Here is a 21,578-nt window from a genome sequence, read left to right on the forward strand (position 1 = left end):
GGGAGTGCTGACCATGTCCGCGAGCATCGGTTCCCGTCCCGTCGTGCTCAGCGACCGGCAAGGCTTCGACCGGCGCTGGTTCGCACCCGCGCTCGAAGCCGTTTACGTCCCCAAGACCGACACGGAGGCGGTCACCCAGGTCGGCGAGGCCATTTCCCGCTACGGGCGCGACGTCAAGGTCGTGTCCGGGCGCCACTGCTACGAGAACTTCGTCTACAACGAGACGACCAGGGCCATCGTCGACATGTCCACGATGAACCGGGCCGGCTGGGACGACCGGCGGGGCGCCTACTTCATCGAGGCCGGGTGCGAGAACTGGTCCGCCTACCGGGTCCTGCTGAACGGGTTCGCCAAGACGCTGCCCGCCGGGAGCTGCTACTCGGTCGGCGCCGGAGGGCACATCACCGGCGGCGGCTACGGCCTCCTGTCACGGCTGCACGGCCTGACCGTCGACCACCTCAGCGCGGTCGACATCGTGACGTGGAACGCGCCGGCGAACCGCGCGGAACTGCACCACGTGTCGGCGAAGAGCACGTCGGCCGACGAACGAGACCTCCTGTGGGCCCTGCAGGGAGCGGGCACCGGCAATTTCGGGGTCATTCTGCGCTATTACTTCGAGAGGCTGCCGGACGCACCGGAATTCGCTTCGATCTACACGCTGTCCTGGAACTGGGCGTCGCTCACCCCGAACTCCTTCGCGGACCTGCTCGCCGCGTACGCGGATTTCGTGAGGGTAATGCCCGAAACCGATTTCAGCCTGCTCAAGCTCACGCACGTTTCGGCCGGTCAGCTCGGCATGATCGTCCAGTCCGTGTCCCCGCAAGGAGCCACCCGCCTCGACCACCAGGCCGAGGCCGAACGGCGGTACACCGAAGCGCTGACCCGGTTCGAGGCGATCGCCGAGCACGCACCGCTGGAGAACCCGCTCGGCGGTCATCCCGGCTGGACGGCGGCCCCGGCCGGCAACGACAACGTGCAGCACGTCACCTACCTCGAAGCACTGCAGACCCTGAACGGCTCGGGCCCCAACCGGTTCGGCAAGTACAAGTCCGCGTACATGAACAAGGCATTCCCGCCGGAGCAGAGCGAGGCGATCTACCGCTGGCTCAACACGACCCCGAAGGGCGTTCCCGCGTCGGACATGAGCCAAAGCCTCCTGCAGGTCGACAGCTACGGCGGAGCCATCAACCGCGTCGCGTCCGACGCGACCGCGGTCCCCCAGCGCAACGCGATCATGAAGCTGCAGTACCAGACCTACTGGCTGAACGCCTCCCGCCCCGGCGAGAACATCCCGGACGACACCCAGGCCGACGCCCACCTGAGCTGGATCAACGAGTTCTACCGCGACGTCTACGCGAAGTACGGCGGCTTCCCCGACCCGGCCCGCGACCCGACCGGAACGGTGGCCGGCGCGTACTACAACTACCCGGACAACGTGCTCGGCACCCACGCCACGCGCAACGTCGACAACGCGCTGTGGCTCTACTTCCTGGACAACTTCCGAACCAACCGGCGCAACCTCGTCACCGTGAAGCGCCGCTGGGACCCGGCGAACGTCTTCCACCACGCGCAGTCGATCCCCCTGCAGTGAGCCGGGGACGGACGCCAGCTCTCGTGCGCCGCGCGGCCGAGCTCGTCCGCGCTGACGCCACGGAGACCACTTGTAGCGACCGGTCCGGCCGGTGCGACTTCCCGGTGTGATGTCCGCACAGCTGGATCCGATGCCGAGGCCGACCAAGGGCCCGTTTTCGCTGGACTTGAACGACCTGTTCGCCGAAGCGATCGCCGCCGTGCGGGCGCGCAGGGAGATCACGGAGGAGCTGGAGACCCTTCAGGATCCACCGGATCTCCACGCGGTCATCGTGGCGAACCGCGAGATGCTCTTCTCCTCCGTGCGGGACCAGTTCGACCGTACCGAGACGGCGGGGAACCGTCTGCACGAGTTGCTCGTGGAGGCCGCGGGGCCGGCCGGTGTCGAGGTGCTGAACGGGCTCGTCGAAGGCGTCACGAGGTTGCGCAGCGTGGTCGACGAGTTCAGCCTGGCGGAACCTTCGGCCGAGCGCACGCACGAGCTGAGACAGATCCGGCTGCGCCTGGAACGCCGGACGAACGTGGTCGCGCCGCGTCGCGCAGACCTGCCTGACGACCTGGCCGCGGAGCTGGAAGCCGAACTGGAGGACTGTGAAACGCTGCTCGCGGAACTCGAGCGGCGGGAGGTGGATCTGTTGACGGCCGCCCGGCCCCGGGCCCGGGAGGCGCTCGAGTTCCGAGCGCTGGAGACCAACTGGGAAGTCCACCGCAACGACACCGTCCAGGTGTTGGAATCGGCGGTGTTCAGCTGCGCGTTGACGGCCCTGAACACCGCCGTGACCGAAGAAACGGCGCCGCGGATGCGGGTCAAGTCGTTCGACGGGCTGCGGCAGAGCGTCACCACCGAGCGGATCGTGCTCACCGACGCCTACGAGCGGCTGGAACGCATGATCCGCGAGCGCAGCGACGGCAGTTTCGGGATCGCCGGGCCGCGCGGCGTCGGCAAGTCGACGCTCGTGCGGTTCTTCGCCACCACACGCGGGGTGCGCGGCCTGCCCGACGACGAGGAGCACGAGCGGTCGGCCGGGAAGCGTCCGCGGCTCGGTGTGGTCGTTTCGGCGCCGGTGGCCTACCAGCCCCGTGACTTCGTCCTGCACCTCTACGCCGAGCTGTGCAAACGGGTGATCGGCGGCGACGGCGACACGACGGCGCGGCCGGAGATCGAGCCCGAACCCCGGTTCGCCGGGGTGTCGCTGCGCTGGACCCACGCTTGGCTGATGGTGCTCGGTGGCGGTGCGCTGGCCGTCACGGCCGGGCTGCTGGCTCTGCTGGGTCTTCGCCGGCCGCTGTGGGTCGTGCATCCGTTCGCCGACGCGGGCACGGTGCTGCTCGGCACGGCCATGATCGCCACGGCCGCGTTGTTCGTCCGGAACGTGAAGATCGTCCCCGCGCGCAGTGCGGTCCGGTTGCAGGCCCGGCGGAAGGACAAGGCGTGGCCGGCGGTGGTGGTCCCCGCTCTGGTGGTCGACGGGCTGGTCATGATCACCGCAGGGAACGGCTGGCAGAGCCACACCTGGCAGCTGCTCGGGGCGTTGGCGGGCGCGCTGATCAGCATCCCGGCCTTCGTGCTGGCCCGCCGAGTCCGCAGCCTGCTGTCCCGGGTGGCGTTTCCCGACGAGCTGCCGCTTTCCGCGGAGTGGCAGTTGCGCGAGCTGGCGGTGGAGCGGTTGCGCGGGATCCGGTACCAGCAGAGCTTCGCGCACGAGCGGTCATTGGCGGTGAAGGCCGGCGGCGCGATCGGGTTCGACGTCGGCGGCAAGCGCGGCCAGACCCGCCAGGAGATCGCGAAGACCTACCCCGAGCTGGTGGGGGACCTGCGGGCGTTCCTGGCGGCGGTGGCGCAGCAGCACACCGTCGTGATCGGTGTGGACGAGCTGGACAAGCTGCGCTCGCACCAGGACGTCGAGAACTTCCTCAACGACATCAAAAGCGTCTTCGGTGTCACCGGGTGCTTCTTCCTGGCCTCGGTGTCGGAGGACGCCGCGGCCGGTTTCGAGCGCCGCGGTGCGCCTTTCCGGGACGTCTTCGACAGCGCGTTCGACGACGTGCTTTCCGTGCGGCTGCTCGATATGGGGTGTTCGCGGAGGATCGTCTACGGGCTCCTCCTGGGCTGGACGAAGCCGTTCGTCGGTCTGTGTTACGTCCTTTCCGGTGGGCTCGCCCGCGACCTGCGGCGCAGCGCGCGGGAACTCGTGTCCCACCGCGGCAACGGCGACGAAATCGAACTCGGCGCGGCCGCGCTCGCCATGTGCCGCCGCGAGGCCGAAGCGCGGACCGACGCGATCCGGCACGAGCTGATGCGGGACCCGTTCGACGCCTTGAACATCGACCTGCTCACCAAGGTCGCGGCCCTCACACCCGCCGAAGCGACGGTTCCGTCGCTGCTGAAGTGGCACGACGAGCTGTCCTCGTGGGCCCCGGCCGTGGCGCCCGGCGAGCCGATCCCGTCGGCGGCACGCCTCGGGAGCGAGCTGGCGGCGTTCCTGCTCTTCGCCGCGACCGTGCTGGAGTTCTTCGACCCGGCCGAAGTCGCCGAGCGCATCCGCGAGGCGGAGAAACCCGGAGGCGTCGCGAAATGCTTGTCGACGCTGGCCACGGCGCGGCGGTCGCTCGCATTGAGCCCGGGGATTTCGATCGCGCACACCCGGCTGTTCCGCACGGCCTGGACAATGGACTCGTGAGAGCGGCGGGGCGTGCCGCGCTGCAGCGAGGACGCACGTTGAGCCCCCTACGGCGCACTGGCTGGATCGCCGGCGGAGGCGGGCGAGTCAGCCCGCGCAGTGGTCGAGACGGTAGTGATCGAGCTGTTGCGGATCGCCGAGTGTCTGGCATTGCGTCTTGTAGGGAGCGCTCTGGTGGCTGGCTGCAGGAAAAGTGAGGACAGGAACAGGCCTTCCGATGGGCCAGAGGTCGTTGGCCGGCTGCTGTTCCGTCCAGTAGAAGTCGCCGGCAGCTCCTCGGATGGGTGTGTCGCGGTAGGCGGTGAGCTGGTCGCGGATGTCCGCCGGACCGGGAAGAGCTTGTTTCTGGCTGTACACCGAGTGGATCGCGGTGACAGCGGCGGCGACCGCGTCGTGGTGCATGATCGCGTAGCCGTCGGCCAGGTCCGCCTTCGGGAAGCCGGCCGAGCCGGTGGTGAAGGCCGAGACGAAAGCGTTGTACTGCGCCGGAGCGGCGATGCCCTCGGCCCAGCCTTCGGGATCGGTCGATGATGCCGCGACGATGGTCACCTTGGCGTCGAGGAGGTCCTGGGTGTTCAGGGGCTCCGCGTCGGCGCCCGGCTGGTCTCCCGGCGTGATGACCAGCCCGGTGATCCCGGTGGCGAGCACGAGCTGCCGGCCGGCGGAGGGACCGCGGCGGAACTTGAGGCTGCGGACCAGGCGCGGGAGGTCGGCGTCGCGGCCGGCGTAGAAGACGACCGACGGGTCCTCGATGCTGATCGAGTTCACCGCGTCCTGGAACAGCCCGGTCGAGCCCGTGCTGGGTGGGGTACTGCCGTTGAACCAGGCTTGGTGGTTGTTCAGCGAAAGGCTGGCGAAGACGTCGACGAACGCCGCGCCGAGGGTCTGCACGTAGTTGTCGTGGTTGCGGTCCCGGACGAGGAAACCCGTCGCCACCGTGCCGAGGCTGCCGGCCAGCGCTTCGACGTAGGCGTGGTTGGACGGTGAGACCTTGAACAGCCCGGGTTTGTCGCTCGCGATGCCGGTTTCGCGGGTGGTCATGTCGTCGGAGGTGAGGACGCTGCCGATGCTGGGCAGGTGCCAGCGGGCGTTCAGCTGCTTCGCGGCGTCGCGGGTCTGCGGCACGCTGACACCCATGCCGGTGACCGCGACCAGCGGGTGCTCACCGGTCGTGAGACCGCCCAGCTCGGTGACCACGTCCGGCCAGGAAGCCTGATCGGCGCCGACGTTGGCCAGGACCAGCTGAACCAGCGGTTTGGGGTCACCGTAGGCGGTGATGCCGGCGTTGGTGCGGGCTTGGGCGGTGTAAGCGCCTTCGATCGCGTGCACGATCGGGCCGGCGGCGAGCTTGCTGTCCGGCTTCGCGGTCATCGGCATCAGCACGGCCACCCGCACGTACGGCTCGCCGGTGCGGGCCACCCGCTGGTTCTCGTCGACGATCTTCTTCACCACGGCCGACATGGCGGTGTCGTCGGAACCGAACGCGTAGGGCAGGTCGACGAGCCAGCCGATGCATTGGCCGTCGCCGGCCCGCCGGGACAACGCGTGACCGTCGCCGGCCTGTCCGGGGGTGCCGGGGCACTCCGCGGCCTTGGCGGCCAGGTGATCGACGAGCCACCAGGTGCCGCCCCCCAGCAGCAGGACGACGATCGCGGCCAGGACCAGCAGGCGGCGCCGTCCGCGCGCGCGGGTCGCCGGGCGCTCCGGGTAGCTGTAATCGGTCTCGGTCACGAAGCTCCTTCGCCGTTGACGGCCCGCAGGCTCGGATTCGCAGCGGGCCGGGTGCGAGCGGGCCGCCAGCGGCGCGCGGTCGTCTGGTGGAAGTCGATCAGATCGGTCAGCTCGTCACAGGTGTCGTCGAGGTGCTTCGCCACCTCCTCGAGACCGCCGGCGATGCGCAGGTGCAGCGCACGGCGGCTCGCGCAGCACAGCGGATCGGCCGCCGTCCACAGCCGGTGCAGCAGCGGCGGCAGGAACGCCGGCCAGCTGCCGGTGGGTGCCGCGGCACGGGCGCCGCGAGACGGGGCGGCGGCCACGTCCACCAGCAGGGTCAGCCATTCCGGCAACGGCGCGGTGTCGAGGCGCTGAGCGAGCTCGTCCAGCACCGGCCGCACGCTCCCCAGGGCCAGGGTGTGGTGCAACCGGCGCGCCGGGCCGCCGTCGTCGCCGTGCCCGGGCCCGTTCGCCAGCAGTTCGTGGGTGCGGCGCCAGTTCCACGGGTGATCGTCGTCGCGGCCGGCGAGCCTGCGCAGCAGCAGGGCGCGCACCACGGTGGTCGTGGCGGTGCGATCCCACATGTCCAGCGGCAGGACGACGTCACCGGCGCGGTCGGTGACGCGCGTGAGCAGCCGCCGTCCGTTCTGGTGGTCCCGTGCCGCCGAGCAGGTGACGAGCGTGTCGATCTCGTCTTCACCGAGTCCGGCGAACAAGTACTCGGCCAGCGCCTCCTGGACCGTCGACCCGGAGTGGGGCAGATCGAGCAGGTCCTCGGGGTCGGCATCCCGGCCCGCCGGGGAGCCGACGACGTCGATGAGGAACGCCGCCGCGCCCGGGTGCCCGCCGGTGATGAGGTGGACGGTGCTCGCGAGGCGGGGGTGCCGGCGGGGTTCCGGCAGGGCGGCGACCAGCTTCCGGGTCTCGTCCACCGACAGGGGCGGCAGCGTGCGCCGGGCCCAGAGCCGGTGGTCGCCGTCCGCTTGCGGCACGTCCTTCAGGCTGGTCAGCTCGAGGATCGTGGCCCGCTCCGCGGGTGGCAGCGCGGCCAGCAGAGTTCCGCGGCTGGTCCCGGCGATCACCAGCGGGGCGGGCAGCTCGACCCCGGCGTCGGCGTCCAGCGTGCGCACGGACGCCATGGCGCGGAGGAACGCCGTTCCGAGCGCGCAGTCGAGGTTGTCGAGCAGCACCAGGCAGTTGACCGCCCATTCCCCCGCGCGCCGGGCCGTCCGGAAGTTGTCGCGCAAGTCGGCGAGCAGGGCATCGCACAGCAGCTCGTCGAACTGGCCCCCGGCGTCGGCCAGCGCCGGGTGCCTCAGCGCGGTGTTGAGGTCGATCAGCTGGCCGACCGGGTCGGTCGGTTCGTGCCGATCGCGGTGGCCGTACCAGCTGCGCGCCCGGCCGAGCGCATTCCGCGTCAGCAGCCGTTCGGCGATCCCGTCGACGGCGGCGTCGACCGCCAGTTCCACCAGGTTCCCCGGCGCCTCGACCGGTGCGGGCACCTGCTTCAACGCCTGCTGGGCCACCCCGCTGAGCACCCGCTTGAGGGTGGCGAGCCCGAGCCGTTGCGCCAGCATGCCTTCGACCTGCCGGCGGGCACCACCGGGATCGTCCCGGTCCAGGTTCAGCGCAGCGGCCTGCAAGCCGATGACCAGCCGGTCGAACCGCAGCGACCCGTAGATCGGGCAGCGCCGGGAAAGCTGCACGGCGATCGCGGCGAGCAACTCGGGAAGGGCCTCGTCGCCGAGGTGGTCTTCGACCGCCGCGACGTCGAGGTAGGAATAGGGGATTTTTCCCGCCCACCCGCGAGCCAGCTCGTTCAGCAGGGCGGTCTTGCCCATTCTCGCGCCGCCCTCGAACACCACCGACGGCAGATACCCGGCAGCGCCGTTCCCCGGCCGGAGCAGCAGCTGCCGCAGCATTTTCGGTTCCATCGTCCGGCCGTGGAGCTGGGCTGCCACAACACCTCCCCCGTCGCGCCGTCCGTCAGCGCCATTGCACCAGTCGCGGAAACCCGCCGAGCGTTACACGAAGCACCCGAAGTGAAAGTCCGTTCAATGGAACGAACGCCCGCCGACCAAGAGGGACGCGGGTATGCCGATTCCACCGATTCCATCACCACCGCCGAAGACGGTGGCCGGCGTCGCCCCAAACCGAAGCGAGCCGGACTCCGTCTTCGGTGAAGAAGAACATGGCTCCCACGACCGCCACGCCGAGACCGGATACGGTGGCCAGCAGCGGCAGCACGTAGCGCAGCGGAGGTGCTCCGCCGAGCGCGTCCAGGGCGATCAGGCGGATGGTCGACGGCGTGGCGATCACCGCCCCCAGCAGGAACAGCCCGAGCCAAGCCAGCTTCCGCCGCCGGCGCCTGCCGGGGCTGAACACCCGTACCGGCAATCGGCTCTCGCACGAGCCGCAGCTCACCGTGGCTTCGAGGAAGCCGGTGGCGGGCCGCGGAACCGGGATGTCGCTCAGCGAGTACCGGACGACGGTCGTGTACCTGACGAGGTACTCACGGCGCTGTTCGCCGCGGACGCAGGCCAGCCGCACCTGCGGATATTCGCCTGGCTCGACCACGGCTCCCCTCACGGCTCCCCTGTGCTGCGTGACGCGTCCGCAGTATCAGGCGGAATCCTCGGGACCGGTCCCCGGCGCACGCCCCGGGGTCGGCGCCGAGGTGACGCGGTGTTAGCGGTCCGACACGCGATTTCGTACACTCCCGGGGTGGCTAAGGGGAGGGTCGTGGCCAACCGTTACCGGTTGGAGGAGGAGCTCGGCCGGGGCGGCATGGGCGTCGTTTGGCGGGCGGTCGATCTCGAGCTCGGCCGTCAGGTGACGCTCAAGCGGGCGCTGGGCGAGGACGCCGGGCAGATCCGCCGTGAGGCGCGGATCGGTGCCGGGCTGCTGCACTCGAACGTCGTCACCGTCTTCGACACGGTCACGGACGGGGACGCCCGGTGGCTGGTCACGGAGTACCTGGCCGCCCGGAGCCTCGAGGAGCTCGTCGACGACGGCGGGCCGTTGCCCGAGGAGCGGGTCCGGCGGATCGGCGCCCAGCTCGCCGCGGCGCTCGCGGACATGCACGCCCGCGGCATCGTCCACCGCGACGTCAAGCCGGGCAACGTCCTGGTGACCGCGGACGACACCGCCAAGCTCACCGACCTGGGCATCGCGCGCTGGACCGAGGTCACCCGCACCGGCGGCGCCCAGCTCACCGGCACGCTCGGGTACGTCGCGCCGGAGGTGGCCGACGGCGCCGAAGCCGGCCCCGCCTCGGACGTCTTTTCCCTGGGGGCCACCCTCTACGCCGCGATCGAAGGCCGCTCACCATGGGGCCCGGGCGAGGACGGCCCGTTCGCGCAGATGCGCCGCGCCGCCGCCGGGCGGTTCGCGCCTGTCGAGCGCGCCGGGCGGCTGGCGCCCGTGGTCACCGCGCTCATGGCGCGGCACCCGGCCGACCGGCCCAGCGCCGGCGAAGCGGTCACGCTGCTCGCGGCGGACGCGCCCGCGCCCCGGCGGCCGCGGCGCCGACTGCGCCGGCGTCTGCTCGCCGGGGGTGCGGTGGCGGCGGTGGCCGCGCTGGTGGCCGGGTTCGTCCTGGCCCGGCCGCTGTGGACCACCACCGACGGCGGCCCGGCCGGGGCGAACACCCTCGGCGCCGACCCGGCCGCGACGGACCCGTGCGCGGTGATCTCGCTCAACTCGCTCACCGGGTTCGGGGAGCCGTTCGTGGACCCGGAGGTGGCGAACTTCGGCAGCTGCGTGGTCACGACCACGCTGACCGGCAAGACCGGGCAGGTGCAGACCCGGCTCGACCTGACCGGCCCGCTGCGGTACCCGCCGCGGCCGCCGGTACCCGGCAAGATGGGCGAAATCGAGTACCCCGAGATCCACGACGGCTCGTGCGAGCGGGCCATCTCGCTGGCCGACACCAACCGGATCGTCGTCACCTCACGCGCGGTGACGGACGCGAAGGACGCGCCGGTGTGCTCCTACTCGGACGCGGTGCTCTCCGGCGTGCTGACCAAGCTCGCCAACGGGCCCTTGCCGCGGCGTGCCCCGTTCCCGCAGCGGTCGCTGGCGCACGTCGACGCCTGCGGCCTGCTCGACTACGTGACGACGTCGGGTGTGCTCGGCAAGGTCAAGCAACCGGACCGCGCGTTCGGTGGCTGGGGCTGCACCTGGGAGCACGATCCGCGCACGATCACCGTCGAGTACAGCCGGGAATGGCCGATCGAGTCCGATGAGGACGTGCCGGGCGACCGGATCCGCATCGGGACCCGCAGCGCCGTGGTGGCGCCGGTGCCCGGCGGGCACCCGGAGTGCGCCGTCAAGGTCGTGCACCGCTCCTACACCCCGGCGCTGCCGGTGCTGGAGGGCACTCCGACGACCCGGGAGGAGGTCGCCACGGTCTCCGTCGAGGACACCTCGGCGGCCGGTGGGGACGCGCTGTGCGCGACCGCGCGATCGCTGGCGGAGGTCCTCGTCCGGGAGCTGCCGTGAACCGGGGACCGGTCCCCGGCGGTCCCGGCTAGAAAGGAAGGGCCGAGGCCGGGTTCGCGGGCCGGAGGAGACGGGACGGGAAAGTGGCGATACGGGTGCTGGCCGGGGTGACTGTCCCGGCGGTGGCCGGTCCGGCAGCCGAGGGGGCCGCCGGACCGGTGCCGCGGACCGGACAGCCACGTCGACTCTTCGTCCACTGTGGACGGCAGTCCCGGATGCGCCCGCCTTTCGATCTCGACGGCGTCGCCCGGCCCACCGGCGCGGGCTTCGACATCGGCGCCTGCGAACGGAGGTGGCCGTGACCACCGAACGCCTCGACCCGCACCGCCGGCGCAGCCTGCGTCACGGCGTCGACGAAAGCGTGCCGGGCACGTTGAGCGCACTCGCCGTCACCGGTGGCGTCGCGGTGCCGCCGTCGCCCGGGACCCGGTTGACCTTCGGGCGCAACCGGCTGGAGGTCGACGTCTGCGTCGGCGAGGAAGACGTGCGGATCAGCCGGGTCCACGGGCTGCTCGTGCGCGAGGGAGACCGCTGGTGGCTCAGCAACACCGGCCGCTCACCGATCCGGCTGTCCGACAACGTCCTGCTGCACCGCGACAGCGAACCGCTGCCACTGGCCGACGGCTACACCGCGCTGTTCCTGCGCGGCGCCCGCGAGCACGTGCTGGAACTGCTCGTCTCCGACGGCGAGCCCGGGGCCGCCACGCGCCGCCCCACGCACCCGACGGCACCGCCGAAACGCTGGCGGCTGTCCCCGGAGGAGCACCTCGTGCTGGCCGTGCTCGGCCAGCGTTACCTCGGCTACGACCCCCACCCGCTGCCGCTGTCCCGCCAGCAGGCAGCGGCCGAGCTCGCCGAACGACGGCCTCGCGAGAACTGGACGGCCAAGCGCGTCGAGCACCTCGTTTCCCGGGTCCGGCAACGGCTTTCCGACGCCGGGGTGTACGGGTTGCGACGGGAGGAGGTGGGCGAGCCGGTGGGACTGACCCTGACGGTGAACCTGCTGCGGGAGCTGGTGCTTTCGACGACGCTGGTGCCGATGGACCTCGAATGGCTCGAGCTTCCCGATCAGCCCTGAACGACCCGCCCCTCAGGAAGGGCTGACCGCGCGCGGCTCCGCAGCACCGGGCGGCGCAGAGGCATCCGCTTCGGTGCCCACCGCGACCAGTGCGCAGTCCGTCAACGTCGCGCGATCACCCAGATCTTGGCCGACGTAGTAGCCGGAGGACACGAGGAAGCTGCGGTAAACCGCGCCCGCCGGTCCCCGCCAGTAGTCGTTGTGCAGTTCGCCGTCGATGATGGCGAACCTCGCCGTGTACGCCGAGGCCCGGTAGTACCAGCCGGTCGCCTTGAGGCACAGGTGGTTGCCGTCCTCCTTGATCAGCCACTTCGACCAGCCACGGTCATCGGTGTCCTCCAGCTTGAACTGGCAGGCGCCGGCGACGTCAGGACGCATGACGATGTAGTCCCAGAAGGATTGGGTCGCGTTGGGCCCCAACGGGCAGAGGTATCCGACGAGCTCCTGCCCGGACTCGCTCAGGTAGCGCGCACGGAGGTAGTACCAGCTATCAGCGTCGGCGGCGGCCACCGTCCCGGCGGGCAGCGGTAGGGGTTCGCCCTCGAGGACGAGCGGCCGGTCGTCCTCGGACGGCGACCTTTGCGGATCCAACATAGACGTCAACCTTTCGAGATCCAGCGGAGCAGAGGGCACGCCGAAATCGCCGGCACGGCTGACGGTCCTGCTCGGCGTCCCGTCCTGCTTGCCGTTCCCGGTGGCCAATTGCGAGACTGGACTCGCGCCCTCACCCGGGGCAAGGTCCGCCCGCGCTCGTCACCCGCGCGTGGCGCTGAGCGGTTGGCGCCACACCACAGCCGATCAGCGCAGCGCGCGACATTGCGCCGGGCTCATTCCGTGTCCATGCGCATGAAGGGCACATGAATAGACCTGCCCAGCAGACACCGAGGTCGATTCCACCCCTCCGTCCTCGGCGGGCAGTACTACGGCCCGGCGGCCTGGCCGAGCGACGCGGCCACCCGAAGCTGGTCGCCTCCAGCGCGGTGGTGACGTAGCCGTCCCGCTCGAAGCAGCCGTAGCCGCGAGCAACGCCCGCTACTGCCCCGGCCTGGTCACCGACACATCACGGCAATCGCGGCGCGGACCAATCAGTTGCCCTCGCCGGTGCCGCCGTCGGCAATGGAACCGGACGCGCAGTTGTACGGACTCTTCCCGGCCGCGCCGTGTCCGTCGCCGCCGCCGTTCTCCTCGCCGGCGTTGCCCTGGCCCGGCGACAAGATCGGCACGCCGATGCCGTTGAGCGAGTCGTGGATCGGAACCTGCACGATGAGGACGTTCACGTCGAGACCGCAGACACCCGGGGTGACGTTGAGGTTGTGCAGGACATCGGTGTTGTTCAGGTTGAGCAGGCCCGCCTGGCTGCCGAAGCCGCCGCCGTGGTGGTGACCGGGCGGCGTGTCGGCGGACGCGACGCCCCCGGCGAGGAACGCACCCGCAGCCACCCCAGCCACGACAAAACCAGCCTTCTTCACCATCACGCTTCTCCTCGACAACTCAACCGGCGAAAGACACGGACAAAGGCAAATACTTCGCCCACGCGACGGAACGCTATCCAGAAACCCCGGCTCGCCTCCATCCGAAGCCACCATCGAGTAGGCACCGGAAGCCGCTGAACAGGAAGTACGACCCCCATTCGAGTCAATCGCGCTCATCGACGGCCGACCCGGCCACACCGCTGTCCATGCCTCTCCGCGGACCTGAGCAGCGAACGCAACCCGGCGGCGGCCAGCCAATTCCCCGGGCTGGGTCAGAGCAGCCCGGCGGTGGCGGCGTGGGCGGCAGCCGCCGCTCGCGACGACACGCCGAGCTTGCCGCGGATGTTCGACACGTGGCGGTGCGCGGTGTGGACGCTGATCCCGAGCCGGCGCGCGATCTCATTGTCACTCAGTCCCTCCGCGACCAAGCGCAGCACGTCGAGTTCGCGTTCGGAGAGCTCGTCGTGTGGCAAGCCGGCCGAGCGGACGGGCCGGCCGGCGCCGAGGAAATCCCGCACGGCGTGGACGAGCCCGTCCACGTCGCCGCGCCAGGGCAGGTGGTCGGTGCCGTCGAGCGGGACGAAGCCCGCGCCCGGGATGCGGGCGGCGACGTCGCGGCCCAGCGCGAACGGGATCGCGCGGTCTTCGCGGCGGTGCAGGACGAGCGTCGGCACCTCGATCGCGCCCAGCTGGTCCCGGACGTCGAACGCGTACACCGCCGCGAGCGAGCGCGCCGCTTCCTCCGCGGTGAGGCTCGCGCGCTGGAACCGGACGAACTCGTCGCGTTCCGCCGGGGTCGCGGTCGGCAGGAACAGGTCGGCGAGCACCCGGGACCCCACGCCCCAGTGCCGTTCCACGACCGCCAGCAGGGCATCGCGGGCTTCGGCCGTGGCGATTCCGGCGCCGCGGGCGTAGCTGCCGTAGAGGACGAGCCGCTCCACGCGGTCGGGGTGGGCCGCCGCGTACGCCATCGCGGCGCACCCCCCGGACGAACCGCCGAACAGGCTCACCTTCTCCCCCACCGCGTCGACGACGGCGCTCAACACGGCGACTTCTCCGGCGAGCGAAGTCACCAGCGGCCCGGCGTCGGACAGGCCGACGCCGGGCCGGTCGTAGCGGACGAGGGTGAACCGGTCGCCGAGCAGGCCGGCGAACCGGCGGAACAACGGGTTCTGCCAGTCCAGTTCGAGGTGCCCGCACCACCAGCCGCCGACGACCAGCGGCGGGCCGGCGCCGACGGCCGCCCAGGCGATGGGGCGATCGTCCGGGCCACCCGTGAACCGCACGACCTGGTCTTGTCCCGGCATTCCCCGAGCGTAGGCCGTTGCCCGAACCCGCGTGGCCCGTTCCGGCCAGTCAACCGAATGGCACGAGCGGGTGATGCGGCGGGCGGCCGGTGGTGATGTGCTGCGTCGCATCGGCGATGTGGAGGAGGAGCGATGGCCGAAGGGGACAACGTGGGGTCACGGGACGGGCTCCGGGACCGGCTGGGGGCCGCACTGTACGAACCGTTCCTGCGCCGCGGGGAGCGGCTCGGCCTGGCGGGCCGGCGCGGGGAACTGCTCCGGCGCGCGCACGGCCGGGTGGTCGAGATCGGGGCGGGAACCGGGCTCAACGTCGTGCACTACCCCGCGGCGGCGGAGGTCGTGCTGACCGAGCCCGTCCCCGCGATGTACCGGCGACTCGAAAAGCGCGTGGCGGGCCGCACGGGGATGCGGCCGGTGCAGGCCCCGGCCGACGCGTTGCCGATGGCGGACGCCAGCGTCGACACGGTCGTGTCGACGCTGGTCCTCTGCACGGTGCCCGACGTCGACCGTGCGCTCGCCGAGCTGACGCGGGTGTTGCGGCCCGGCGGGCGGCTGCTGTTCTGCGAGCACGTGCGCGCCGAGGACCCGAAGCTGGCGCGCAGGCAGACACGGCTGGCGGCGCCGTGGGCGGCGTTCGCGCAGGGCTGCCGGTGCGACCGCGACACCGTCGCGCTGCTCAAGCAGCGGTTCGACATCGAGGACATGAGCACAGCGCGGTGGCGGGGGATGCCGTCGGTGGTGCACCCGCTGATCATCGGAACGGCAACCCCGAACCGCGCTGCGGATCATCATCACGCACGTTGACCTCGGCCCACCAGGCTCATTCCGAGCGCAGCGTGTCCAATCGGGTCACTTGCCGCAGCAACGGCATCGTCAGACCGGTCACCAGCAGGACCGCCACCACCGTGGCGGCCGCCAGTGCGAGCAGCACCGGGAGGTCGATGATCATCGGCCGGTCCGCGAGCCGCAGGATCGGCGCGGTCAGTCCCAGCCCCGCCGCGACCGCCAGCACCACGCCGACCACCACCGGGATCCCGGTCTGCCACAGCGCTCCGCGAGCCAGCACCCCGATCGGCACGCCGGCCGCCGACAGTGCCGCGAGCGGCCGCCGCCGTTCGCTGATCTGCTCGATCGACAGCATCAGCAGGCTCATCGCGGCCACCGCGAGCACGAACAGCGACGCGGTGATCAGCACCGAGCGGAAGCTCTCCACCATCTGCCGGTCGCGGGTGCGGAAGTCGTCGAGGTAGTCGCTCTTGCCTGCCGAGGCGTTCCACACGAGCGGGTTGACCGCCCTCGCGACGTCGTCGGTCAGCGCCTGCACGTCGCCGGTGCCCGACACGTAGACCGCGACCGACGAGTCCGGAAGGGTGAGGCCGCCGAGCGCGCCGGGGGTGACCAGCAGGCTGTCGCCCGCCGCGTCGGCCGCCTGCACGACCTTGACCCCGGCCGGGACCGTCCACTCCGGACCGTTCACTTCCCCGCCGCGGGAATAGCCCTGCAGCTGCAGCTTGCCGGCCGGCGCCGCGCCGCCCCTGGCCGGCGCGAGGGAGAACACGTCGCCGTCGGAGCAGGCGCCGATGTTCGCCCGCGCCCTGAGCGCCACGCAGTCGCCGACCACGACGTAGTCCCGCTCCTCCCCGGACCGGGCCGTCAGGTTCCTGGCCGGGTGCGTGCCGGTCACCCCGGGCACGGCCGACACCAGCCTGCCGACCTCGGCCTCGTGCGCGGCGGTGGTGTCGACCCGCACCGGGACGGCGGCCAAGCCGTCCGGAGTGGCTCGCCGGTCGGTATCGCTGCCGAGCGAGGTGACCACTCCCTGGATCAGGATCGTGCCGGCCAGCACGACGACCAGGCCGGACACCACGCGGCTGGCGGTCCCGCTGTCCAGCTGCAGCCGCCGGATCGCGAGCTGCCACGACGGCGGACCGCCGTGCAGGCGCTCGACGAGCCGCTCGACCAGCCAGGGAAGCAGAGCCGCGACGCCCACGAGCAGGAACACGCTGCCCACCGAGAGCGCCAGCGCGACGGCCGTGTCGCCCGTCCCGCGGTCGAAAGCCAAGGTGACGGCCAGGAAGAGCACACCGATCGTGGTGAGCACCCAGCGCCACCACATCCGCCGGCGCACCGGCTTGCCCTGGCGGACCACGCCGAGCGGTTCCACGATCGTGCGGCGCAGCCCGAACAGCGCCGAGCCGACCGCCAGCCCGGGTACGAGCAGTACGATCACCGCGACGAGCGGCCAGGACGGGACGAGGTCCTCCGGGAAGATCCGCAGGCCGAACGGCAGGATGCCGGCGACGAACGTGCGCAGCACGGCGAAGAACCCGATACCGGCCGCGAGCCCGAGTGCGGCCCCGACCAGCGATTCGGCCGCCGCGACCCGTTTGACCTGCCGTGCGTCCAGGCCGATCAGCCGCAGCGCGGCGAGCCGCCGTTCCCGTTGCGCCGCGCCCATCCGCGACGCGGTGGTCACGAAGATCAGCAACGGCAGCAGCAACACCGCCGCGATCGGGAGGATGACGGCCAGCATCGCCGCCGACAGTCCGAGCCCGGTGTAGGGCAGGCCGAACGCGTAGACCTTGCGGCCGTCGGCCTCGGCCTCGATCTGCGCGGCCGGCACCCCGTAGTACGCGCTGAGGTCGCCCGCGCCGGCGACACCTTCCCGCGAGATCCGGCCGGCCACGTGCCCCGGCAGCTGCGCTTCCAGCGAACTGCCGCCCGGCGCGGCGAGCTTCGCGGCGAGCTCCGGCGACACGGCGAGCTCGCCCGGCGCGGGCAGCCTGCCGAGCCCCGGCGGCACCGGCGAGCCCGCCCCGGTCGCCGCGACCGCGGTGAGCTTGACGAAGTCGTCGCCTGCCGAGGCGTACCAGTTGTGGACCAGCAGCGGGGCGACGCCCGGGCGAGGCTGGGTGACCTGCGCGATCGCCGCCTTGCGTTCGGCCTGCGCGCCGATCAGGTGCTGGACCGCGGCCGCGGACAGCAGCACGGCGACCGCGAGCGCGATCCCGAACGCGGTCATCGCCAGGCGCAGCAGCGCCGCGCCGGACATCCGGCCGCCCCCGACGGCCAGCCGGAGTCCCAGCGCCAGATCCCGCATCATGCGACCAGCTCCCGATCGACCGTGCGCCCGTCGACCACCATGATCTCCCGGTCCGAATAGGCCGCCACGCGCGGCTCGTGGGTCACCAGCACCACCGCCGCGTGCGCCTCCCGGGCCGCCTCGGTGAGCATCCGCATGACCTTTTCGCCGTTGAGCGAGTCGAGCGCGCCGGTCGGCTCGTCGGCGAAAACCACCTTCGGCCCGGTCACCAGCGCCCGCGCCACCGCGACCCGCTGCGCCTGCCCGCCGGAGACGTCGCCGGGCCGCCGGTGCGCCAGGTCGTCGACCTCCAGCCGGGCGAGCCAGCCGGTCGCCGTGGCCTCGGCGGCCTTCCGCCTGCTCCCGGTCAGCCGCAGCGGGAGCGCGACGTTCTCGAGGCAGGACAGCTCGGGCACGAGCTGTCCGAACTGGAACACGAAGCCGAAGTCGGTGCGCCGCAACGCACTGCGTCCCTTGTCGTCCATCCCGGCGAGGTCGGCGCCACGGTAGTCGATGGTGCCCGCGTCCGGCCGGATGATCCCGGCGAGGCAGTGCAGCAACGTCGACTTCCCCGACCCGGACGAGCCCATGATCGCGAGCACTTCCCCCGCCGAGACGGACAGCGCCGCCCCGTCGAGCGCCCGCGTCGGCCCGAACGACTTGGCCAGTCCCTTGCCGACGAGCAATGGCTTTCCGGTCATCAGCGCACCGCCTTCTCGAGTTCGCCGAGGCGCGCGGCGGTGAGCTCAAGCCACCGCAGGTCCGCCTCGAGGTGGAAGAGCGCGTGGTCGCAGATCAGCTGATCGGCGAGGTCGCCCCCGTGCTTGCGTTTGGTGAGCGCACGCATCGCGTTCAGGTGCTCACCGCGCTGGACGTCGAGCACGTCCGAGGCGCTGCGCCCGGACAGCAGCGCCAGCACCACCTTCGTGTAGAGCGTGTTCTGCAGGTACGGCTGCGGGCTTTCCGGAGTGCGCAGCCACGTCTCGACGTCCGTGACCCCCGCGTCGGTGATGGTGTAGCGCTTCCGGTCCGGTCCTTCGCCGCTCTCGACGCCCGCCACCTCGACCATGCCGTTGCGCAGCAGCCGTGACAACGTCGAATAGACCTGGCCGTAAGCAAGCGGGCGGTCCTGGCCGAACTGCTCGTCGTACGCCCGCTTCAGGTCGTAGCCGTGCCGCGGACCGGATTCGAGCAACGCGAGCAAGGTATGCGAAACCGACATTTCCCCTGTCCCTCCTTGACCCGGAGTCCGGGCTCGCCGATCACTATACCGGAGGTGTATACCTCACGTGTATACCGCTGCCAGGCAACCGCCGCGGCCTTCCCGGCGTGCTGGTGGCATGACGTCGTCGAGGTCCTGGCTGCCCGAGGCGGCCCACCTGTGGCTTCCCCTCGTGGTGCTGGTCGGCGGGCTCGCCGTGGTGTGGACCGGCGTCGCCATGGCCGCGGACGTGAACCGGTCGGCGGGGCTCTTCCCGGGGCGGGTCGTCTCGACCGACGCCCGGGAGGCCTCGACCGCGTACGTCCGGTACACCGGGCCCGACGGGGTGACCCGGACGGAGGCCTTCGAGCACCACCAGGGGCGCGCGATCAAGTCGGGGCGCCAGGTCCAGATCCGGGTGTGGCCGGAAGAGCGGCGCGCGGAATTGGACCCCGGCGACGAGCACACGCCGGTCATCGTGGCCGGCAGCCTGCTGACCCTGATCGGCGCGGGCGCCACCCTCCTGCTGTTCATGTGGCACCGCGGCGTGAGGCTGGATCTGAAGCTGGAGAAGTGGCGGGAACGGTTCGACGCGTGCTTGTGGTGGCTGTCTCGCTGGCGGTGACCCCCGCGAGCACGGCATCCGTCCGGCCGGAGCGCCGGCCGCCGGCCGCTCGACCGCATCGCGGAGGCGGTCAGGCCCTCCGGCCCCACCACGTCGAGTTACGCGCCAAGCTCGTCGCCCGTGGCTTCCCCCAACCCGCCGACCCGGCGGGCGCCGCCACGAACAGGGTCCGTTGGCTCGGGCAGGGGTGCTGGCCGCGCCCGGGCCGGGCAACCAACGCAGTCGCCGTTGCGGCGGCCTCCCTTGCCGAGGCGAAATATCCACGGTGATCGGCGTAGTCGCGGGCGGCCCGTACTCAACTCCGGGAAGGCCGCCTAATACCGCTGTGCGTACCAGGTCGGTGGCTCGCCGAACATGGTCTTGAAGTCGCGGATGAAGTGGCCCTGGTCGACGTAGCCGAGGTCCGCCGCCAGTGCGGCCCAGTCGATCACCCCGCCGGCGGCCATGCGTGCGGTCACCTCGTGCAGGCGGTAGCGGCGGATCACCCACTTGGGCCCGATGCCGACGTACTCCGCGAACAGCCGTTGCAGCCCGCGCATGCTCAGCCCCAGCTCGTCGGCGAGACGTTCGACCCGGGTCACGGCCGTGGCCCCGGCGATCAGCTCGACCGCGGCCACCGCCTGCCGCGTCCGGGGGTCGTCGTCCGGCAGGTGTTCCAGCAGGAACGCCTCCACGGTCGCCACGTCGAGCGTCGTGGGCAGGTCCGGGCCGAACACCTCGGCCGCCGGGACGACACGGTCGGTGATCGTCGAGACGGAGGCACCGAGGAACGGGCGGAAGCAGCCCGGCCGGAACGCGACGCCGAACACGCGATCGCGTCCTTCGAGGACCCTGAGCTGGTAGCCGCTGCGGACGCCGTTGACTTCGGCGCGGCCGCCGCCGAACACCAGGTGCACGTTCGGGTACGGCACGATCTTCTGCCGGTAAGGCTCGGCGTAGTCCCAGCGAGCCTCCCAATACCGCGCCACCCACGGCGCGAGCGCCGGCGACGGCTCGTGGAACGCGTGGTGCTGGTACTTGGTCCACGCACTCCGCAGCTCACGAACGTCCCGCCCCACGGAGCGAAGTGTACGTCGTCTTTGTCCAATACCCCTCCAGATCGAGCCCCTAGCGTTGCCGTCATGTCACACCTGTCCAACGCGGCCGAGGCCGTGGCCGCAGTCGCCCGCACCATCACCGACGACCAGCTCGCCAACAAGACCCCGTGCACGGAGTACGACGTGCGGGCACTGGTCAACCACCTCCTGTTCTGGGGCCCGTCGCTCGCCGGCGCCGGCCGCAAAGAGCCCGTCCCGCAGCCGGCGGCCGCCGAGTCCGATGTGGACCTGTCGGCCGGCGACTGGCAGGGCCGCCTGCTCGCCCTGCTCGACGACATCACGTCGTCGTGGGCACCGCCGAGCGCTTGGGAGGGCGAGACGAGCATGGGCACGCCGCACACGCTGCCCGCGCCCGTCATGGGCGACATGATCACCGGTGAGCTGGCCGTGCACGGCTGGGACCTGGCGGTCGCGACCGGCCAACAGCTGGAATTGCCCGCGGACCTGCTGGCGCACCTGCACGACACGGTGTTCGCCGGCGTCGAGCAGGGTCGGGAAATGGGCATGTACGGACCGGAGGTCGCAGTGCCGGCCGACGCACCCACCCTGGATCGCATCATCGGCCTGACCGGCCGCGATCCCGCCTGGACGTAGTCTCCGAACCGCGATGCCGGCCATCGCGCGGAGATGGCCGGCGCTGGGGATCACACCGAAACGAACCCGGCCCTACCGGCCACGAACCAATGGCAACATCGAACGACAAAGCACTACTGGTCTTCGCCTGATCCGGTCTCGTCGCTCAGTGCGGTCGCGATGGCGGAGAGTTCCTTGCACAGCCGACGTCGGGCACTGGGTGTCACGGCGGCGAGCATCCTGTTCTCCACCGCGCTGAGCGCCTGGCTCGCGGCCAGCAGCCGTTGACGGCCGGCGTGAGTCAGCTCGGTCGGCAGGGCTTTGCCGTGACCCGGTACGGGCGGGCGCGTCAGAAACCCCCGCTCTTCCAGGCCCTTCAGGACCAGGTTCATCGACTGGCGGGAGACGAAGACGGCGCGAGCCAGCGCCGATCCGGACAGTCCCGGCCGCTGCTCGAGCACCTCGAGGCATGCGTACTGCGGCACGGTCAGATCCAGCGGCCGCAGCGCCTGATCCATCGCCGAGCGCAGTGCGGCGGACGCCTTCTTCAGCGCGTACCCGACCGACTCGTCGACCGGCTGGAGAATCCGCTCTTGACTCATGTCAACATCCTGACACAGGATGAGCATGTCAATGTGTTGACATACCCGCGGAGG

The 21,578-nt window shown here is 71.4% G+C and carries 18 protein-coding genes; 7 read left to right on the plus strand and 11 right to left on the minus strand.

The window, feature by feature from the left end; all coding sequences use genetic code 11:
- Positions 1-13: 13 nt before the first annotated feature.
- On the plus strand, positions 14-1,591 hold the full coding sequence (locus tag ACLJPY_RS02320; RefSeq protein WP_410586292.1) for an FAD-binding protein: 1,578 nt from the start codon (positions 14-16) through the stop codon (positions 1,589-1,591).
- Positions 1,592-1,721: 130 nt separating this feature from the next.
- On the plus strand, positions 1,722-4,271 hold the full coding sequence (locus ACLJPY_RS02325; protein WP_410586293.1) for a hypothetical protein: 2,550 nt from the start codon (positions 1,722-1,724) through the stop codon (positions 4,269-4,271).
- A gap of 87 nt (positions 4,272-4,358) precedes the next feature.
- On the opposite strand, the gene ACLJPY_RS02330 is transcribed toward ACLJPY_RS02325, so the two are convergent.
- From ACLJPY_RS02330 to ACLJPY_RS02340, 3 genes are all read right to left on the minus strand, one after another.
- The gene (locus tag ACLJPY_RS02330; protein ID WP_410586294.1) at positions 4,359-6,002 is read right to left on the minus strand and encodes a hypothetical protein; all 1,644 of its coding nucleotides are present in this window, start codon (positions 6,000-6,002) and stop codon (positions 4,359-4,361) included.
- Complete coding sequence (locus ACLJPY_RS02335; RefSeq protein ID WP_410586295.1) at positions 5,999-7,945, minus strand: hypothetical protein; 1,947 nt, start codon at positions 7,943-7,945, stop codon at positions 5,999-6,001. Before ACLJPY_RS02335 ends, ACLJPY_RS02330 begins: the two co-directional genes overlap by 4 nt.
- 154 nt (positions 7,946-8,099) lie before the next feature.
- Positions 8,100-8,561 carry a hypothetical protein gene (locus ACLJPY_RS02340; RefSeq protein ID WP_410586296.1) on the minus strand — a complete coding sequence of 154 codons (462 nt, stop codon included), beginning with the start codon at positions 8,559-8,561 and terminating at the stop codon, positions 8,100-8,102.
- A gap of 147 nt (positions 8,562-8,708) precedes the next feature.
- On the opposite strand from ACLJPY_RS02340, the gene ACLJPY_RS02345 reads away from it, so the two are divergent.
- Together ACLJPY_RS02345 and ACLJPY_RS02350 are read left to right on the plus strand one after the other, a co-directional pair.
- A complete protein-coding gene (locus ACLJPY_RS02345; protein ID WP_410586297.1) occupies positions 8,709-10,487 on the plus strand; it encodes a serine/threonine-protein kinase in 1,779 nt (592 codons plus the stop codon).
- 298 nt (positions 10,488-10,785) lie between these two features.
- A complete protein-coding gene (locus tag ACLJPY_RS02350) occupies positions 10,786-11,565 on the plus strand; it encodes an FHA domain-containing protein (protein WP_410586298.1) in 780 nt (259 codons plus the stop codon).
- A gap of 12 nt (positions 11,566-11,577) precedes the next feature.
- Here the strand turns inward: ACLJPY_RS02350 and ACLJPY_RS02355 are convergent, their stop codons facing one another.
- The 3 genes from ACLJPY_RS02355 to ACLJPY_RS02365 all read right to left on the minus strand — a co-directional run bounded on the left by ACLJPY_RS02355 (position 11,578) and on the right by ACLJPY_RS02365 (position 14,344).
- Positions 11,578-12,267 (minus strand): hypothetical protein, encoded by a 690-nt coding sequence (locus tag ACLJPY_RS02355; RefSeq protein WP_410586299.1) that lies wholly within the window; start codon positions 12,265-12,267, stop codon positions 11,578-11,580.
- A gap of 383 nt (positions 12,268-12,650) precedes the next feature.
- The gene (locus ACLJPY_RS02360; protein ID WP_410586300.1) at positions 12,651-13,037 is read right to left on the minus strand and encodes a hypothetical protein; all 387 of its coding nucleotides are present in this window, start codon (positions 13,035-13,037) and stop codon (positions 12,651-12,653) included.
- Positions 13,038-13,309: 272 nt separating this feature from the next.
- Positions 13,310-14,344: an alpha/beta fold hydrolase gene (locus ACLJPY_RS02365; RefSeq protein ID WP_410586301.1), complete on the minus strand. Its 1,035-nt coding sequence runs from the start codon at positions 14,342-14,344 to the stop codon at positions 13,310-13,312.
- 132 nt (positions 14,345-14,476) lie between these two features.
- Here ACLJPY_RS02365 and ACLJPY_RS02370 point away from each other — a divergent pair, with 132 nt between their 5' ends.
- On the plus strand, positions 14,477-15,148 hold the full coding sequence (locus tag ACLJPY_RS02370; protein WP_410586302.1) for a class I SAM-dependent methyltransferase: 672 nt from the start codon (positions 14,477-14,479) through the stop codon (positions 15,146-15,148).
- A 16-nt stretch (positions 15,149-15,164) separates the two neighbouring features.
- Here the strand turns inward: ACLJPY_RS02370 and ACLJPY_RS02375 are convergent, their stop codons facing one another.
- The 3 genes from ACLJPY_RS02375 to ACLJPY_RS02385 are packed head-to-tail and all read right to left on the minus strand — an operon-like array spanning position 15,165 to position 18,648.
- On the minus strand, positions 15,165-17,447 hold the full coding sequence (locus ACLJPY_RS02375) for an FtsX-like permease family protein (RefSeq protein WP_410586303.1): 2,283 nt from the start codon (positions 17,445-17,447) through the stop codon (positions 15,165-15,167).
- A complete protein-coding gene (locus ACLJPY_RS02380; RefSeq protein ID WP_410586304.1) occupies positions 17,444-18,127 on the minus strand; it encodes an ABC transporter ATP-binding protein in 684 nt (227 codons plus the stop codon). The genes ACLJPY_RS02375 and ACLJPY_RS02380 overlap by 4 nt, the downstream gene beginning before the upstream one ends.
- On the minus strand, positions 18,127-18,648 hold the full coding sequence (locus tag ACLJPY_RS02385) for a PadR family transcriptional regulator (RefSeq protein ID WP_410586305.1): 522 nt from the start codon (positions 18,646-18,648) through the stop codon (positions 18,127-18,129). Before ACLJPY_RS02385 ends, ACLJPY_RS02380 begins: the two co-directional genes overlap by 1 nt.
- A gap of 118 nt (positions 18,649-18,766) precedes the next feature.
- Between ACLJPY_RS02385 and ACLJPY_RS02390 the strand changes: the two genes are divergently transcribed.
- Entirely contained in the window at positions 18,767-19,252 is a 486-nt protein-coding gene (locus ACLJPY_RS02390) for a hypothetical protein (protein ID WP_410586306.1), read from the plus strand.
- A gap of 314 nt (positions 19,253-19,566) precedes the next feature.
- Here the strand turns inward: ACLJPY_RS02390 and ACLJPY_RS02395 are convergent, their stop codons facing one another.
- A complete protein-coding gene (locus tag ACLJPY_RS02395) occupies positions 19,567-20,310 on the minus strand; it encodes a DUF6597 domain-containing transcriptional factor (protein ID WP_410586307.1) in 744 nt (247 codons plus the stop codon).
- Positions 20,311-20,373: 63 nt separating this feature from the next.
- On the opposite strand from ACLJPY_RS02395, the gene ACLJPY_RS02400 reads away from it, so the two are divergent.
- Entirely contained in the window at positions 20,374-20,943 is a 570-nt protein-coding gene (locus ACLJPY_RS02400; protein ID WP_410586308.1) for a TIGR03086 family metal-binding protein, read from the plus strand.
- Between the two features lie 113 nt (positions 20,944-21,056).
- Here ACLJPY_RS02400 and ACLJPY_RS02405 read toward each other — a convergent pair whose 3' ends face one another.
- Positions 21,057-21,551 carry a MarR family winged helix-turn-helix transcriptional regulator gene (locus ACLJPY_RS02405; RefSeq protein WP_410586309.1) on the minus strand — a complete coding sequence of 165 codons (495 nt, stop codon included), beginning with the start codon at positions 21,549-21,551 and terminating at the stop codon, positions 21,057-21,059.
- Between the last annotated feature and the right edge of the window lie 27 nt (positions 21,552-21,578).

The sequence above is a fragment of the Amycolatopsis sp. lyj-23 genome, from assembly GCF_046549135.1.
Taxonomy (GTDB): Bacteria; Actinomycetota; Actinomycetes; order Mycobacteriales; family Pseudonocardiaceae; genus Amycolatopsis.